Origin of the sequence: Paenibacillus sp. FSL L8-0494 (assembly GCF_038003695.1) — a bacterium.
Classification (GTDB): Bacteria; Bacillota; Bacilli; order Paenibacillales; family Paenibacillaceae; genus Paenibacillus_AQ; species Paenibacillus_AQ odorifer.
This window is the reverse complement of the sequence record NZ_JBBOPQ010000001.1, coordinates 6,190,828-6,205,542: the sequence shown is the minus strand read 5'-3', so window position 1 is coordinate 6,205,542 and position 14,715 is coordinate 6,190,828. Positions and strand designations below refer to the sequence as shown.

Sequence of the window (14,715 nt, the reverse complement as noted above, 5' to 3'; positions counted from 1 at the left end):
CTTTGAAAACTGAACAACGAGTGAGTAGGAAATCACGCAAGTGAAATCCAAATTAGAGAATTAATTTTCTCGTCAGATGTTTCAAAATGAGCATATCGCTCTTTTCAATACTAATTGGAGAGTTTGATCCTGGCTCAGGACGAACGCTGGCGGCGTGCCTAATACATGCAAGTCGAGCGGAGTTATTTTGAAAGCTTGCTTTCAAAATAACTTAGCGGCGGACGGGTGAGTAACACGTAGGCAACCTGCCCTTCAGACTGGGATAACTACCGGAAACGGTAGCTAATACCGGATAATTTCTTTTTTCTCCTGAGAGAAGAATGAAAGACGGAGCAATCTGTCACTGAGGGATGGGCCTGCGGCGCATTAGCTAGTTGGTGGGGTAACGGCCCACCAAGGCGACGATGCGTAGCCGACCTGAGAGGGTGAACGGCCACACTGGGACTGAGACACGGCCCAGACTCCTACGGGAGGCAGCAGTAGGGAATCTTCCGCAATGGGCGAAAGCCTGACGGAGCAACGCCGCGTGAGTGATGAAGGTTTTCGGATCGTAAAGCTCTGTTGCCAGGGAAGAACGTCCGGTAGAGTAACTGCTATCGGAGTGACGGTACCTGAGAAGAAAGCCCCGGCTAACTACGTGCCAGCAGCCGCGGTAATACGTAGGGGGCAAGCGTTGTCCGGAATTATTGGGCGTAAAGCGCGCGCAGGCGGCTATTTAAGTCTGGTGTTTAAACCTTGGGCTCAACCTGAGGTCGCACTGGAAACTGGGTGGCTTGAGTACAGAAGAGGAAAGTGGAATTCCACGTGTAGCGGTGAAATGCGTAGATATGTGGAGGAACACCAGTGGCGAAGGCGACTTTCTGGGCTGTAACTGACGCTGAGGCGCGAAAGCGTGGGGAGCAAACAGGATTAGATACCCTGGTAGTCCACGCCGTAAACGATGAGTGCTAGGTGTTAGGGGTTTCGATACCCTTGGTGCCGAAGTTAACACAGTAAGCACTCCGCCTGGGGAGTACGGTCGCAAGACTGAAACTCAAAGGAATTGACGGGGACCCGCACAAGCAGTGGAGTATGTGGTTTAATTCGAAGCAACGCGAAGAACCTTACCAGGTCTTGACATCCCTCTGAATCTGCTAGAGATAGCAGCGGCCTTCGGGACAGAGGAGACAGGTGGTGCATGGTTGTCGTCAGCTCGTGTCGTGAGATGTTGGGTTAAGTCCCGCAACGAGCGCAACCCTTAACTTTAGTTGCCAGCAGGTAATGCTGGGCACTCTAGAGTGACTGCCGGTGACAAACCGGAGGAAGGTGGGGATGACGTCAAATCATCATGCCCCTTATGACCTGGGCTACACACGTACTACAATGGCCGGTACAACGGGAAGCGAAGCCGCGAGGTGGAGCCAATCCCATCAAAGCCGGTCTCAGTTCGGATTGCAGGCTGCAACTCGCCTGCATGAAGTCGGAATTGCTAGTAATCGCGGATCAGCATGCCGCGGTGAATACGTTCCCGGGTCTTGTACACACCGCCCGTCACACCACGAGAGTTTACAACACCCGAAGTCGGTGGGGTAACCCGCAAGGGAGCCAGCCGCCGAAGGTGGGGTAGATGATTGGGGTGAAGTCGTAACAAGGTAGCCGTATCGGAAGGTGCGGCTGGATCACCTCCTTTCTATGGAGAATCGTCTTCTGCAATGAAGACATTCAAATCGGAAGTTTAACTTCCATAATAGAACCTTCGGGTTCGAATACTCACTCGTGTTCAGTTTTGAAAGAGCAAGTCTCTTTCGTATGCGTTTGGTGGCGATAGCGGAGGGGTTCCACACGTACCCATCCCGAACACGACCGTTAAGCCCTCCAGCGCCGATGGTACTTGGACCGAAGGGTCCTGGGAGAGTAGGACGTTGCCAAGCGGACAACCAATTCATTGGTTGATTCACAATGTTATATATGTTATATGGGCTTTTAGCTCAGTTGGTTAGAGCGCACCTCTGATAAGGGTGAGGTCGGTGGTTCGAGTCCACCAAGGCCCACCATATAACATTATAGAGTAATTTTATGGGGCCATAGCTCAGCTGGGAGAGCGCCTGCCTTGCAAGCAGGAGGTCAGCGGTTCGATCCCGCTTGGCTCCACCATAAATTTTTAAATGAATAACTTTTTCAACTTGATCCTTGAAAACTGGATACCGAAACGAATTTGCGTTTTAGAACATCTTTTAGCAACTTGTGCAAACAAGTAAATGTTATTAGTGAGATTTTTCTTCGGAAAAATCAAGGTTAAGCTAATAAGAGCACACGGAGGATGCCTAGGCGCCAGGAGCCGACGAAGGACGTGGCGAACAACGAAACTGCCTCGGGGAGCTGTAAGCAAGCTTTGATCCGGGGGTGTCCGAATGGGGAAACCCAGCTGTGGTAATTCGCAGTTACTCATTTCTGAATACATAGGAAATGTAGAGGCAGACCAGGGGAACTGAAACATCTAAGTACCCTGTGGAAGAGAAAACAATAGTGATTCCGTAAGTAGCGGCGAGCGAACGCGGAACAGCCTAAACCTAAGAGCTTGCTCTTAGGGGTTGTGGGACGTCTCACATGGAGTTACAAAGGAATATGGTAGGTGAAGAGGTCTGGAAAGGCCCGCGATAGAGGTAAAAGCCCTGTAACCTAAACTGTATTCTCTCCGAGACGGATCCCGAGTAGTGCGGGGCACGTGAAACCCCGTATGAATCCAGCAGGACCATCTGCTAAGGCTAAATACTACCTGGCGACCGATAGTGAAACAGTACCGTGAGGGAAAGGTGAAAAGCACCCCGGAAGGGGAGTGAAATAGAACCTGAAACCGTGTGCTTACAAAAAGTCAGAGCCCTATTAATGGGTGATGGCGTGCCTTTTGTAGAATGAACCGGCGAGTTACGTTTAACATGCAAGGTTAAGCCGAGAAGGTGGAGCCGCAGCGAAAGCGAGTCTGAATAGGGCGATTTAGTATGTGGACGTAGACCCGAAACCGTGTGATCTACCCCTGTCCAGGGTGAAGGTGCGGTAACACGCACTGGAGGCCCGAACCCACGTACGTTGAAAAGTGCGGGGATGAGGTGGGGGTAGCGGAGAAATTCCAATCGAACTCGGAGATAGCTGGTTCTCCCCGAAATAGCTTTAGGGCTAGCCTCGGTATAAGAGTAGTGGAGGTAGAGCACTGATTGGGTGCGGGGTCCGCAAGGATTACCAAGCTCAGTCAAACTCCGAATGCCATATACTTATTGCCGGGAGTCAGACAGTGAGTGCTAAGATCCATTGTCAAAAGGGAAACAGCCCAGACCATCAGCTAAGGTCCCCAAGTGTGTGTTAAGTGGGAAAGGATGTGGAGTTGCACAGACAACCAGGATGTTGGCTTAGAAGCAGCCACCATTGAAAGAGTGCGTAATAGCTCACTGGTCGAGTGACTCTGCGCCGAAAATGTAACGGGGCTAAACACACCACCGAAGCTATGGCTAGATACGTATGTATCTGGGGTAGGGGAGCGTTGTGTAGGGGTTGAAGGTGTACTGAAAAGAGCGCTGGACACTACACAAGTGAGAATGCCGGTATGAGTAACGAAAAGATCAGTGAGAATCTGATCCGCCGAAAGCCCAAGGTTTCCTGAGGAAGGCTCGTCCGCTCAGGGTAAGTCGGGACCTAAGGCGAGGCCGAAAGGCGTAGTCGAAGGACAACAGTTTGAAATTACTGTACCACCGTAATCCGCTATGAGCGATGGGGTGACGCAGGAGGGTAGTGACGCGGACTGATGGATGTCCGTCTAAGCAGTGAGGCTGATGTGTAGGCAAATCCGCACATCATTAAGGCTGGGCTGTGATGGGGAGCGAAAATTATAGTAGCGAAGGTCATGATCTCACACTGCCAAGAAAAGCCTCTAGCCAGGAGAAGGTGCCCGTACCGCAAACCGACACAGGTAGGCGAGAAGAGAATTCTAAGGCGCGCGGAAGAACTCTCGTTAAGGAACTCGGCAAAATGACCCCGTAACTTCGGGAGAAGGGGTGCCCCGGTAGTGTGAATAGCACGAGGGGGCCGCAGTGAAAAGGCCCAAGCGACTGTTTAGCAAAAACACAGGTCTGTGCGAAGCCGCAAGGCGAAGTATACGGGCTGACGCCTGCCCGGTGCTGGAAGGTTAAGGGGAGTGGTTAGGGGTAACCCGAAGCTATGAACCGAAGCCCCAGTAAACGGCGGCCGTAACTATAACGGTCCTAAGGTAGCGAAATTCCTTGTCAGGTAAATTCTGACCCGCACGAATGGCGTAACGACTTGGGCGCTGTCTCAACGAGAGATCCGGTGAAATTTTAATACCTGTGAAGATGCAGGTTACCCGCGACAAGACGGAAAGACCCCATGGAGCTTTACTGCAGCTTGATATTGAATTTGGGTACGATCTGTACAGGATAGGTGGGAGCCGTAGAAATCGGAGCGCAAGCTTCGGTGGAGGCGCCGTTGGGATACCACCCTGATCGTATCTAGGTTCTAACCTAGTACCCTTACCGGGTACGGGGACCGTGTCAGGCGGGCAGTTTGACTGGGGCGGTCGCCTCCTAAAGAGTAACGGAGGCGTTCCAAGGTTCCCTCAGAATGGTTGGAAATCATTCGCAGAGTGCAAAGGCATAAGGGAGCTTGACTGCGAGACCTACAAGTCGAGCAGGGACGAAAGTCGGACTTAGTGATCCGGTGGTACCGCATGGAAGGGCCATCGCTCAACGGATAAAAGCTACCCTGGGGATAACAGGCTTATCTCCCCCAAGAGTCCACATCGACGGGGAGGTTTGGCACCTCGATGTCGGCTCATCGCATCCTGGGGCTGAAGTAGGTCCCAAGGGTTGGGCTGTTCGCCCATTAAAGCGGTACGCGAGCTGGGTTCAGAACGTCGTGAGACAGTTCGGTCCCTATCTGTCGTGGGCGCAGGAAATTTGAGAGGAGCTGTCCTTAGTACGAGAGGACCGGGATGGACGTACCGCTGGTGCACCAGTTGTTCCGCCAGGAGCATGGCTGGGTAGCTACGTACGGACGGGATAAGCGCTGAAAGCATCTAAGCGTGAAGCCCCCCTCAAGATGAGATTTCCCAATTAGTAAGACCCCTTGAAGACGACGAGGTAGATAGGTTGGAGGTGGAAGTGCAGCAATGCATGGAGCTGACCAATACTAATCGGTCGAGGGCTTATCCTATACTTAGAATGCAAATTCGTTTCGGATTCAGTTTTCAGGCGATTAAGCCTGAGCATTTACGCTGTAAATGCCCGTTTGGTGGCGATAGCGGAGGGGTTCCACGCGTACCCATCCCGAACACGACCGTTAAGCCCTCCAGCGCCGATGGTACTTGGACCGAAGGGTCCTGGGAGAGTAGGACGTTGCCAAGCGGATATTCCCTGATAGCTCAGTTGGTAGAGCACTCGACTGTTAATCGAGTTGTCACAGGTTCGAGTCCTGTTCGGGGAGCCATGCTCTCATAGCTCAGCAGGTAGAGTGCTTCCATGGTAAGGAAGAGGTCACCGGTTCGAATCCGGTTGAGAGCTCCACAGATTTGCAAGGCCCGTTGGTCAAGGGGTTAAGACACCTCCCTTTCACGGAGGTAACATGGGTTCGAATCCCATACGGGTCACCAACTTTTACTTGTACTTACCCTTAGAGGGTCCCATAGATATGGAGGCTTAGCTCAGCTGGGAGAGCATCTGCCTTACAAGCAGAGGGTCGGGGGTTCGATCCCCTCAGCCTCCACCATAATCTTCCTAAGAGATTGTGGGCAACATAGAGGTACCATCAATGGGGATTAGCCAAGCGGTAAGGCAACGGACTTTGACTCCGTCACTCATAGGTTCGAATCCTATATCCCCAGCCAAGTGCGAGCCATTAGCTCAGTTGGTAGAGCACCTGACTTTTAATCAGGGTGTCGAAGGTTCGAGTCCTTCATGGCTCACTTTTATTATTATCATGCGCGTGTGGCGGAATGGCAGACGCACCAGACTTAGGATCTGGCGTTTCACGACGTGGGGGTTCAAGTCCCTTCACGCGCACCACTTATTGCGGACGTGGCTCAGCGGTAGAGCATCGCCTTGCCAAGGCGAGGGTCGCGGGTTCGATTCCCGTCGTCCGCTCCATAATTTTGCGCCCTTAGCTCAGCTGGATAGAGCGTTTGACTACGAATCAAAAGGCCGGGAGTTCGAATCTCTCAGGGCGCGCCATTTTTATTATTAAGCAATTATAGTATTTATAACGGGATGTAGCTCAGCTTGGTAGAGCACCTGGTTTGGGACCAGGGGGTCGCATGTTCAAATCGTGTCATCCCGATTTTCACCTTTGCGGGTGTAGTTCAATGGTAGAACTTCAGCCTTCCAAGCTGATAGCGTGGGTTCGATTCCCATCACCCGCTCCATAATTTTATAGTAACGGGATGTAGCTCAGCTTGGTAGAGCACCTGGTTTGGGACCAGGGGGTCGCATGTTCAAATCGTGTCATCCCGATACTCAGCTTAATCGCTGCTCAAAAGCTCTTACTTCGGTAAGGGCTTTTTTGTTATGTATTGAATAAACATATAAATACAGCCTAAGAACGTATGTTCTATTATTCCTCCAAAAAAAATCGGACTTCCGGTGGAATTCCAATCCGTAGATAATAGTTTCTCCATGATTCCTCTTGTTCGGGGCTTCTGCCCGAAGAAAGTAATTTTACAGCAAAGACATTAGCTTGACGTTCAAGCTTCCCAGGAGAGAAATAGGAGCTTTCCTCCAGAAAAAAGCGATTGATCCCCTTGTGAAGCCGATCATGCCCTAATTCATGCGCACAAACGAAGCGCTGCCATTCTACAGGCAACTCATTATGAATGACGATAAACCTTCTTCTTAGTTTTCGATAATATAATCCCTTTGTGCCAGTCCCCAGGTTCATGAAACGAATTTGAATGCCTAGTGCTGCGGCAAGCTCGAACGGGCAGTTGGTTTTATATTTTTTAATCAGACTATTGATCAGTTCATCCATGTTCTTCACCTGCAGCATGTTAGTATAGTTATTTAGTGTCTTTGGATTTTTTTCTCTTATTCATCTGTTTGGCTTCCCAGAACAATCCGGTTAGTACATCTTTTATCCTCTGTTTATCTTCTTTGTCTAATGGAATCCCATCAAACATCAGCTCTCCATCATCCTCTAGCATTTTTCGAAAGTCTCGTTTATCTTTGCTTGTAGCCCAATCTGGGACAGCCTCATCGCTTGAAAGAGTCTGGTCCTGCAAATACCCTGCCTGATCCATTAGCTCCTCGTAGGGGACGCCAGTGGCCTCAGCAATTTTGCGTAACGTGGTTGGTTTAGGAACCCCTCTTAATCCATTCTCAATCCGGGAAATTTGCGAACCGCTAATTCCGGCTGCTGCTGCTAATTGATTAATGGTGAGTCCCTTTGTTTCCCGAAGATGCTTCATATAATCCCCGAATTCCTGTTTCATCTCAACTCACTCCTTATTGGCTGTAACCTTATGATAATAATATAAGCCATTTTTGCCAATAGGTAAACAACAAAGCGTATATTATTGCCAAAAGGCAAGATAATGGAGGGATATACGCTCTTTTTCGATAAAAACAGCCTAAAACGGGGTTTTACGAGATTGGTAAAGAAGTGGTATATTATAGAAAAATACGAACAGAATACGAACAAGATTTATTTTATCACATTGGGCTGGAAAATTCCGCAAATTTAATCTCATTCAGTTAAACCCAAAAGGAGTGCATAAATGATGAACATATCAACTTTACCAGAGTTGGACCGTCGCCGAACCCAGGTCGCTATAGAGAGCATGTTGGAGAAATACCGTATTTTTAAGACCGTTACATTTGAAGCGAAGGAAGCAAGCACAACTTATTCATACACAGAAAGATTTCATGGTCCTACTAACACTGTAACTGATCAGACTGCTGCGATAGCTTCTTATAATGTGGACATCCCCGCCGCAAGGAGGGCTTACTGTTCCGCAATAGACTCTGTGGTAGAGAGACTCGATACGAGAGAACAGCAGCTGGTACGGGAAAGGTATATGAGAAGAGACGAGATGTACGATTATACGATTTACAATCATGTGTTTGATCCACCGGTAAGTAAGGACACTTACGTGAAGATACGCTCGAAGGCTTTTTACAAGATGGCATTAGCGTTAACGGATCTCGGTTTACTATCTCTGCAAACTTTAGTAACAACAGCGCCTAGGGTAAAGAAAGAGAAAATGAGTATTACTTAATAGAAATAGAATAGTGTGATTAGTAAAGAAGACTGTATCGTCCGAGCGGATGATGCGGTCTTTTTTTGAATTATAAGAAAGTATAAGTTTCAGGATGTACTTTATCCTTATAATCCCGCACAAAAACTTGCCGTCCATAAAAGGAGGGACGAAGGCTCTTAAGCTTGTCTTCAATTATGTTCCTCCGAAAAACCGCTCTATACCATCCAAAAGCTAGCCAAAACCTCGTCCGTTTACCCTCTCCGCAAGGAAAATATGGGGGTATGATTATAACATGGCAAATGAAGCAAAAGAACACCGCAAGAGCATGAATGCTCTGCTAATAGTTCCGCCCTAAGGGTGATGAGAACAAACCTAGCGGTGAAAGATTCTTCTCGCATTTGCCTAATGAAGAAGGGATATTATCCAACCTCGGATAGTATCCTTTTTTCTTAAACTAGTTGAGGGGGTGTCTGCTTAATGTTCATGCAGTTGAAGGTTAACACCATCAAAGATCGACGAACGATCGCAGATCAGAAAGGAATGGAGTGATGTCGGTACAACAATTGCGAGAACACATTACAAGTACACTTGAACGGTATTTTCCTGATGTGCCTGTATATGTAGAAGGAGAAAAACCTCAAACAGCCTATTTTCATCCCGGACTGATCTCAGCAACACTGGATCGGCAGCGGGAGGGCAGGTATTTAGCGGTCTACCGTTTTGGCATCCGTTATGAGCAAGGCAATTTGCTGGAAGCTGAAAGAATGGCAGATAAGCTAAGTGAGGCGATGGCAGGGATGGAGCAGGATGGTGGAGCTTTTCGTGTAGTTAGGCAAGCTTGGGAAGCTGGAACTGAGGGGCATGGGCCGCTGTTTACAGTTGACTATATGTTGTATTTGCAAAACGACGAGCCTGACAGCATTAAGATGGGACAAATGATTGGAGGAGAACGATTGAAATGAGTACTAAAGGGAGTAACGGGAATGGGTTCAGTAAGGAACAGATTGTGAATTCCTCACTTTTTACGCCGAGGGAAAAGGATATATTGAACGTTATTTTGCAGGATGGCAAGAACTATACGCTCGAAGAAGCAAAGCAATCTATGGGATTGTTCAAAAATAAGGAGGTAATGAACTAATGGCAGGCGGAACATGGACAACGCAAAATAAGGTGCGCCCTGGGGTATACGTAAATGTAGCATCAAATCAAGGTGCCATCGGCAAAATGGGAGAACGCGGGATTACGGCATTGGCGCTTGCCCTATCTTGGGGAGAACCGGGAGTAATCATGAAGATTACCCCGCAGGATGATGTGAATAAGCTGCTAGGAGTTGATTTGGAACATCCAACTCTATTGCCAGTGCGTGAAGCGCTGAAACGGGCGGGAACCTTGCTGCTCTATCGATTGAATGAAGGCGTTAAAGCGGCAGTCACAAATAACGGTCTTCAGGTAACAGCTAAATATGGCGGTGTACGCGGAAATGATCTTTCGATTGTGATTGAGAAAAATATAGAGAATGTTGCTCTTTTTGATGTAAAGACTTTGCTTAATGGAACAGAACTGAACAAGCAAACGGTTGGAACGGCTGAGGAGTTGGTCGCGAACGATTATGTTCAATTCCAGAAAAATGGTGCAGAAGGCTTGAAGCTAATTGCAGGCATGCCGCTTACAGGGGGGGCTAACGGAACCGTGACGAATGGAGCACATAGTGACTTCCTGTCTGCTCTTGAGGTGCAAGAATTCCAAACAGTGGGTCTAGTATCGCAGGATAGTGCTCTCAAGGCACTCTACAGTTCTTTTGTGAGACGGCTTCGGGATACAGAAGGGAAAAAGGTACAGGCTGTACTATCCGATTATGCGGCTGCAGGTCATGAAGGTGTGATTAGCGTGAATAATGGGGTAGTACTGAGCGACGGAACTACGATTGATAACGTCAATGCCGTTGCTTGGGTAGCTGGTGCTACAGCAGCAGCAGCTGTTAATGAATCGCTGACTTATCAGGGTTATGATGATTCGGTGGATGCTGATGTAAGACTTAGCCATTCTGAGACTACAGCTGCGTTGCTAAAAGGAGAGCTTATCTTTACTTACAGTGGCGGACGGGCTGTGGTGGAACAGGATATTAATACATTTACCGCATTTTCACCGGACAAAGGCAAAGCATTCTCCAAAAATCGTGTACTTCGCGTGCTGGATGGAATTGCAAATGATATGAAGCGTATTTTTGAGAACTACTATATCGGTAAGGTCGCGAATAATGAAGATGGCCGTGCTCTTTTCTGGTCACAGTGTGCGACTTATATGAATGATTTGCAGGATATGGGTGCGATTGAGGGCTTTAACGCGCAGACAGATGTTGTAGTTGTGGCTGGTGCAGATAGTGACAGTATCGTGCTGGATGTGGCTGTGAAACCGGTAGATTCCGTAGAAAAAGTATATATGAAAGTGAAGGTGGTTTAAGATGGCATTTTTAAAAGCTAGTGATACGATTTCCGGCCAGGAGGGCCGTGCTTATGCTGTGATTGGTACGCAAACCGAAGAGATGTTCTATGTGAAAACTCTTGAGGCTACAGTAGAAAAAACAAAGGCAGAGGTGAAAACACTGGGCCGCCGGGGTGTTCAGCATAAAGCGACTGGATGGTCGGGCAGCGGTTCGATGACGATTTTTTATATGACTAGTCGTTTCCGCCAGATGATGCTCGATTATATGAATACGGGTGTTGATCAGTACTTCGATATTGAGGTTACGAACGAGGATCCATCGTCCAGCGTGGGGGCACAACGGATTATTCTAAAAGGGGTGAACCTCGATAGTGTCATCATGGCCTCACTCGATACAGAGTCAGACGCTCTGGAAGAAGAAGTTAGCTTTACCTTTGAAGATGTGCAGATTGTGCAAGCTTTTGGTGCTCCGGCAGGTTCCGGGCTTTAATTAAGACAACTAGATAGAATGGAGTAAGCAAGACCCGAACGTAGAATGAGCGACGGGTCTCTTCTCTGTCTATTGGCAGCTAGTAGCAGGAGAAGTATCTAAATAAATAATTCTAGGAGGAAGACAATGAGCGAATTAAGTTTGTTTTTTGCCCAAAATGTAGCATGTGACACGACCGAGGAGTTTGTGGTATCCCAGCGTTTTAAGGATAAGGAAGGAAATGCGGTGGCCTGGAAGCTGCGCAGTATGACTGAGGATGAGAATCAGGAATGCCGCAAGACCGCAACCCGCAAAGTCAAAGGGAAAAACGGAGTGTATACCTCTGAAATTGAGCCTAACGATTATATGGCGAAGCTGATGACCTCAAGTGTAATGCATCCGGATCTAAAAAATGCTGAATTGCAGCGTTCTTATGGCGTACTTGGTGCTGAAACACTGCTGCGTAAAATGCTGCTTCCGGGTGAATTCGCGGCGTTGGGTGAGCGGGTGCAGGCCTTAAATGGTTTTGGCACGGATATGAACGAGCTGGTGGATGAAGTAAAAAACTAATCAACGAGGGCGATAGTGAGGCCAATTTTGCTTATTACGCCCTCCATGAGCTGCACATTTTACCCCATGAGCTGATGAAGCTGTCTTCCCGCGAACGCGCCGCAATATATGCGATGATTGCTGTTCGTGTGGAGAAGGAGAAGCGCGATCAGGCACGGAGTAAGGCGAGGAAGAGATAGTTAGGGGGTGAGAGAATGGCAGGTGTACAAAATAATATAGCTGGAATACAGCAAGTTTCCAATCAATGGATCAATGATATAACCAATCAGATTACAACACAGGTCTCGGCAAATATTTCAAATTCCTTTTCAGCAACCTTAAACCGTATCAGTATGAAAATAGTCAATAAACCCGTGTACAACATCACTAATAATTACAGTGCAGCTTATACCAGAATTCAAGCTTCTATTGGAGGTGCGGTTCAGGCTCAGGAGAGACTGAATGATGCGGCTGATAGAGGGGCTGGAGGAGCTGAAAAGCAAGCAGGAACCTGGGAAAAGCTTACGGGGGCCTTTGAAAAGGCTAAGGGTATGGTGGAAAAAGTTAAGGGTGTCATGGAGAAGGTGCTTGTGCCAGCTGCTGAGCAGCAAAAGTGGGAAGATCTTTTCAAAGCAAAAACCGGAAATGCTGATGTTGGTGTAGCTATGTTTGATAAATTCAAGAAGAGAGCGCTAGAAACCGGACAGGACGTCAGCAAGTCTATGGAAAGTGTCTTGTCGTTTTATCCTAAAACACAAAATACGGACCAGCTAGATAAGCTAATGGATTATTCCACAAGGCTTAGTATGATGTCTCCAGAAGGTAAGGATATTGGCGATACTTCATCAGCTATTAATTCTGCATTTGATGGAGACTCTAGTGACTTAGCATCGATGCTTCAGGTAGATGAAGAGGAGCTTGGTGGACTCGACCTAGTAGCCAGTACGGGGAACATGGGCGCTTTTTTAAGTACTTTGGGAGATATCATGACAACGGCAGGTATGACGAGTACTTCGCTGCAAACCATGATGGATTCACCCGTAAATCAGTGGCAGACACTTCTTGGAAACTATAACAATTCCTTAGCTGGCATGGGACAAGGGGCACTTGCAGCATTTTCTCCGCTGTTAAGCATTCTTAACGATGCGTTCTCAGAAGGAACCTTTCAGCCTATTATCGATGGGATGGCCATTGGATTGGCTATTATAGCACAAGGTTTTTCACAAGTTGTACAGGGAGCCTTATTCCTTTGGAGTGTTCTTAGCAGCACGTTGCCTTATGTAGTACCCATTCTTTTGGGAATTGTTGCTGGGATTATTGCTTATAAAATTGCTATGGGTGCAGCAGCAATCGCAACAAATATGTCAGCAATTGCGACTGGGATCGCTACCGTAGCGCAAGGGATTTACAACGCTGTGTTAAATGCCAATCCTATTGCGCTTGTAATTGGACTTGTTATTGCACTTATTGTGGCTTTTTTAGGAATTGTTGCAGCTCTTCAGCCAGTAAGAGATTTTCTTGCCAATATGTTCAGGGCTCTCGGACAGATCGTTGCAGATTTTGTAGGTTATGTGATTGATCTATGGACCGGATTTATTAATGGTATCATTGATGCTGCCAATTTTTTATTAGGTGGTATTAATAAAGTAATTGGGGCTGTTGGTAAATTTATAGGTATAGAATCAGAGATTAATCTTCATCTTGAACGGGTTGACAGCAGTCAATTTAAACAGAACGTGGAGATGAGCATTGAAAATACTTTTGATACGGCTGCGAAATATACGCAAGAATTTGATGTTAACAAATTTAAAGAAAGCCTAAACGTAGGGGGGAATACGAATAACGAGACTACAATCAATCAATGGAATACTACTCATCAAGATGATTCAACGAAACCTCCGAAATCGCCTACCATTCCTGAGGTTCCAGTAGTTCCTGTGACGAAAACTCCTGCGTTAAATACGCCTTCCGCTGTAGGTTCTTTTCAAAATGCAGGAGTACCTGGTAATCTGAACACCGTCAACCGTGTGAACGAGCTCGGCTCCATCAACGACACCGTAGACATCTCCAGTGATGATCTGAAAATGCTCCGCGAGCTGGCCGAGATTCAGGCGATCCAGAATTTTGTGGAGCTTACGCCGACGGTGCAGGTGACGACCGGAAATATTAACAATGCCGGAGACATTGATACGATTATCAACAAGATCGGGCAAAAGCTGAACGAGGAGTTTGTCTCTACGGCGCAGGGGGTGTATACGTAACGTGGAAGAGTACGGGATTTTTTTGGGTTTTAATAATCAGGAGGATGCAATCCGGCTGCCAGTCAATCCAGAGACCTTGGAAATCAAGGAGAGTGGAGATGGAAAAAGCTATACCATTATCGATCTGGGTGAGATCAATACGATTGCTTATCCGAAGCTTACGGAGATCACGATTGAAAGTATTTTTCCGGCACAAAGGTATCCGTTCGTATTGGTGCAGGAGGACGGGCTGAAGAGACCTTTTGAATATGTGGAGCTTATTAAGAAATGGATGACGAGTCGTCGGCCCATTCGGTTTGTGTTCTCCGGTGTGAGGTATCCCGATGATACGAAAAAGGATAAAAAGAAGTTAAACAAACCACAGAAATGGCTAGAGGAATCTTCAATTAGTGAGGATGCATCTTTAAAAATTGATTTTGCTGTGAATATGGCTATGAGCATCGAAGGTTTCACTTGGAAGCTTAGTGCGGGTACGTCAGGGGATATTGAATATTCGTTATCTCTCAAAAAATACGTATTCTATCAGGCGGTAGCTGTGAAGGTTGTTAAAGGTGAAGTGAAGGCGGAGCAGAAGAGGGCCAATGAAAAGGCAAAGCCTACTACCTATACCTTAAAAGCTGGAGACAGTCTATGGAGCATCGCTCAAAAAAACCTAGGAGATGGCTCGAAGTACAAAGCCATTCAGAAGCTTAATGGCATTCCGGATAGTGAGCTGAAAAAGCTGCCCATCGGTAAAGTCATCAAGCTGCCGTAGGAGGCTG

General features: G+C 47.5%; 10 protein-coding genes, 14 tRNA genes and 4 rRNA genes. 26 read left to right on the top strand and 2 right to left on the bottom strand.

Annotated elements, in window-relative coordinates; genetic code table 11:
• Positions 1 to 111: 111 nt before the first annotated feature.
• The 18 genes from NYE35_RS28045 (at position 112) to NYE35_RS27960 (ending at position 6,491) form a co-directional block, all read left to right on the top strand.
• Positions 112 to 1,669: ribosomal RNA gene (locus NYE35_RS28045) — 16S ribosomal RNA — on the top strand.
• A gap of 124 nt (positions 1,670 to 1,793) precedes the next feature.
• A 5S ribosomal RNA gene (gene rrf, locus NYE35_RS28040) occupies positions 1,794 to 1,910 on the top strand.
• A gap of 46 nt (positions 1,911 to 1,956) precedes the next feature.
• Positions 1,957 to 2,033 (top strand) — tRNA-Ile (locus NYE35_RS28035).
• A 24-nt stretch (positions 2,034 to 2,057) separates the two neighbouring features.
• Positions 2,058 to 2,133, top strand: a tRNA-Ala gene (locus tag NYE35_RS28030).
• Between the two features lie 139 nt (positions 2,134 to 2,272).
• Positions 2,273 to 5,199 (top strand): 23S ribosomal RNA (locus NYE35_RS28025).
• 74 nt (positions 5,200 to 5,273) lie between these two features.
• Positions 5,274 to 5,390: ribosomal RNA gene (rrf, locus tag NYE35_RS28020) — 5S ribosomal RNA — on the top strand.
• The 16S, 23S and 5S rRNA genes sit together here with 14 tRNA genes alongside, the layout of an rRNA operon.
• A gap of 6 nt (positions 5,391 to 5,396) precedes the next feature.
• Positions 5,397 to 5,472 (top strand) — tRNA-Asn (locus NYE35_RS28015).
• Position 5,473: 1 nt separating this feature from the next.
• Positions 5,474 to 5,549: transfer RNA gene (locus NYE35_RS28010), tRNA-Thr, on the top strand.
• 11 nt (positions 5,550 to 5,560) lie between these two features.
• Positions 5,561 to 5,635 (top strand) — tRNA-Glu (locus NYE35_RS28005).
• Positions 5,636 to 5,675: 40 nt separating this feature from the next.
• Positions 5,676 to 5,751: transfer RNA gene (locus tag NYE35_RS28000), tRNA-Val, on the top strand.
• Positions 5,752 to 5,794: 43 nt separating this feature from the next.
• Positions 5,795 to 5,869 (top strand) — tRNA-Gln (locus tag NYE35_RS27995).
• A 5-nt stretch (positions 5,870 to 5,874) separates the two neighbouring features.
• A tRNA-Lys gene (locus NYE35_RS27990) sits at positions 5,875 to 5,947 on the top strand.
• Between the two features lie 16 nt (positions 5,948 to 5,963).
• Positions 5,964 to 6,047: transfer RNA gene (locus NYE35_RS27985), tRNA-Leu, on the top strand.
• 6 nt (positions 6,048 to 6,053) lie between these two features.
• Positions 6,054 to 6,128 (top strand) — tRNA-Gly (locus tag NYE35_RS27980).
• 7 nt (positions 6,129 to 6,135) lie between these two features.
• Positions 6,136 to 6,212 (top strand) — tRNA-Arg (locus tag NYE35_RS27975).
• Between the two features lie 32 nt (positions 6,213 to 6,244).
• Positions 6,245 to 6,318, top strand: a tRNA-Pro gene (locus NYE35_RS27970).
• 11 nt (positions 6,319 to 6,329) lie between these two features.
• Positions 6,330 to 6,403 (top strand) — tRNA-Gly (locus NYE35_RS27965).
• Positions 6,404 to 6,417: 14 nt separating this feature from the next.
• Positions 6,418 to 6,491, top strand: a tRNA-Pro gene (locus tag NYE35_RS27960).
• A gap of 100 nt (positions 6,492 to 6,591) precedes the next feature.
• Here the strand turns inward: NYE35_RS27960 and NYE35_RS27955 are convergent.
• Entirely contained in the window at positions 6,592 to 7,005 is a 414-nt protein-coding gene (locus NYE35_RS27955) for an ImmA/IrrE family metallo-endopeptidase (RefSeq protein WP_036681396.1), read from the bottom strand.
• Positions 7,006 to 7,033: 28 nt separating this feature from the next.
• Positions 7,034 to 7,465, bottom strand: a complete 432-nt coding sequence (locus NYE35_RS27950; RefSeq protein ID WP_038573442.1) for a helix-turn-helix domain-containing protein — start codon at positions 7,463 to 7,465, stop codon at positions 7,034 to 7,036.
• A 288-nt stretch (positions 7,466 to 7,753) separates the two neighbouring features.
• Between NYE35_RS27950 and NYE35_RS27945 the strand changes: the two genes are divergently transcribed.
• From NYE35_RS27945 to NYE35_RS27910, 8 genes are all read left to right on the top strand, one after another.
• Positions 7,754 to 8,251 (top strand): ArpU family phage packaging/lysis transcriptional regulator, encoded by a 498-nt coding sequence (locus NYE35_RS27945; protein ID WP_038574900.1) that lies wholly within the window; start codon positions 7,754 to 7,756, stop codon positions 8,249 to 8,251.
• 530 nt (positions 8,252 to 8,781) lie between these two features.
• Complete coding sequence (locus NYE35_RS27940) at positions 8,782 to 9,195, top strand: phage tail terminator family protein (RefSeq protein ID WP_094902363.1); 414 nt, start codon at positions 8,782 to 8,784, stop codon at positions 9,193 to 9,195.
• Positions 9,192 to 9,371, top strand: a complete 180-nt coding sequence (locus NYE35_RS27935; RefSeq protein WP_036681241.1) for a hypothetical protein — start codon at positions 9,192 to 9,194, stop codon at positions 9,369 to 9,371. Before NYE35_RS27940 ends, NYE35_RS27935 begins: the two co-directional genes overlap by 4 nt.
• Positions 9,371 to 10,693, top strand: a complete 1,323-nt coding sequence (locus NYE35_RS27930; RefSeq protein ID WP_038573439.1) for a phage tail sheath family protein — start codon at positions 9,371 to 9,373, stop codon at positions 10,691 to 10,693. Before NYE35_RS27935 ends, NYE35_RS27930 begins: the two co-directional genes overlap by 1 nt.
• Position 10,694: 1 nt before the next feature.
• Positions 10,695 to 11,165 carry a phage tail tube protein gene (locus tag NYE35_RS27925; RefSeq protein ID WP_036681245.1) on the top strand — a complete coding sequence of 157 codons (471 nt, stop codon included), beginning with the start codon at positions 10,695 to 10,697 and terminating at the stop codon, positions 11,163 to 11,165.
• A 126-nt stretch (positions 11,166 to 11,291) separates the two neighbouring features.
• Positions 11,292 to 11,714 carry a phage tail assembly chaperone gene (locus NYE35_RS27920; RefSeq protein ID WP_076296481.1) on the top strand — a complete coding sequence of 141 codons (423 nt, stop codon included), beginning with the start codon at positions 11,292 to 11,294 and terminating at the stop codon, positions 11,712 to 11,714.
• Positions 11,715 to 11,908: 194 nt separating this feature from the next.
• A complete protein-coding gene (locus NYE35_RS27915) occupies positions 11,909 to 13,954 on the top strand; it encodes a hypothetical protein (protein ID WP_094902365.1) in 2,046 nt (681 codons plus the stop codon).
• A gap of 1 nt (position 13,955) precedes the next feature.
• Positions 13,956 to 14,708, top strand: coding sequence for a LysM peptidoglycan-binding domain-containing protein (locus NYE35_RS27910; RefSeq protein ID WP_076105552.1), 753 nt, complete (start codon positions 13,956 to 13,958; stop codon positions 14,706 to 14,708).
• Positions 14,709 to 14,715: the final 7 nt, after the last annotated feature.